This is a genomic window from Pseudomonas sp. P4_C3, assembly GCF_056402075.1.
In genome coordinates this window covers 1-1,242 of sequence record NZ_JBFUIC010000634.1, presented here as the reverse complement: position 1 = coordinate 1,242, position 1,242 = coordinate 1, and the positions used below count along the sequence as shown (strand labels likewise).

2 protein-coding genes are annotated in these 1,242 nt (G+C 61.0%); one reads left to right on the top strand and one right to left on the bottom strand.

The annotated features are described in order from the left end of the window. A partial coding sequence (locus AC1DVH_RS31345; protein ID WP_477757054.1) for a metallophosphoesterase family protein occupies positions 1 to 529 on the top strand: 529 nt, incomplete at its 5' end. Positions 530 to 588: 59 nt separating this feature from the next. On the opposite strand, the gene AC1DVH_RS31340 is transcribed toward AC1DVH_RS31345, so the two are convergent. Then, positions 589 to 1,242, bottom strand: a 654-nt coding sequence (locus tag AC1DVH_RS31340) for a sugar phosphate isomerase/epimerase (protein WP_477757053.1), incomplete at its 5' end; no start/stop codon positions are given.

Sequence of the window (1,242 nt, the reverse complement as noted above, 5' to 3'; positions counted from 1 at the left end):
GCCCTGGTTTCATGCTGTGCGCGGCAATCATGAGCAGATGACCGTCGATTCGTACGCCGCTGGCTGCACCGGCGCTCAAAGCTACATGCACTTGATCAATGGTGGAGCCTGGTTCTACGGCCTCTCCAGCATTGAGCAGGACTGCTACGCGAACATTCTCCAGGCCTTGCCGCTGGTGATCGAGGTCGAGACGGCGCAAGGCCTGATAGGCATCGTGCACGCCGATGTACCTCGGGGCAGCTGGGGAGAAATGATCTCTGCACTATCCGGATCGAAATTCGAAGCGGATCACGTAGCCGCAATGCTCCTGTGGTCGCGCAAGCGGATCACTGAAGAAAACCAATCAGGCGTGGAGGGTGTTCGGGCAGTGATCGTGGGCCACACGCCTCTGAGTCAGCCTGCCGTACTCGGGAACGTGTATCACATCGACACTGCCGGCTGGATGGATGGCCACTTCACGCTGCTGGATCTCGCCACCCTGCAATGCATCCCACCAATCAACCCAAAGTTCAGTCACGACTGGTATTAACCACCTTCTGCCGCCACGAATGGCATGGAACATCACAATCGATGACCTGATCGGTGAGATCAATCTTTTGACGTAGCCGTTCGCACCTTGCAGTCGCTCCACACCCCACGCATCAGTTCCTTCAACATCAACGCCTCCGCCCAGCGATCCGTGATGTCACGCCCATCAGCCCCCGTGATCGCATAAGGCGGCGGGCCGAGTTCGCAGGTGAAGGACAGGCTGGCGGGAGTGTTCGGGCGGGCCAGCCAATCCTCGATCCCGTAGCGCCACCAGCCCAGGAATCGGTCCAGCCAGGCTCGATGCTGGGCGAAGCTCAAGGGCACCTGGACCTGTTCGCCGCTGGCGACCCGACCGTGAAAGCCCCAACTGTGGCGCAGGATGGTGAGGATCTGTTCGTCGTCTTCGGGAGTGGCCGACTCGGGCAATTCCCGGCCCACGACGTAGTGGGACAAGTCGGCCAACAGTTTGAGGTCGGGCATTTGCGCGAGAATGTCGAGGGTGAACAACAGGTCGCTGGTGAGGCGATAACGGTGGGTTTCCAGCAGGATCGGAAAGTCCACCTGCTCGGCCAGACGCTGCCAGCCTTCGATCAGTTCGATGGCTTGCGCCAGCGTGCGCGGCCGGACGTCGGCCTGCAGCGTGAGGTGGTGGCAGCCGTAGCKGGAGACGACATCGAGCGCGACCGCCAGATCATCCACGGTCCGGGGGAACAG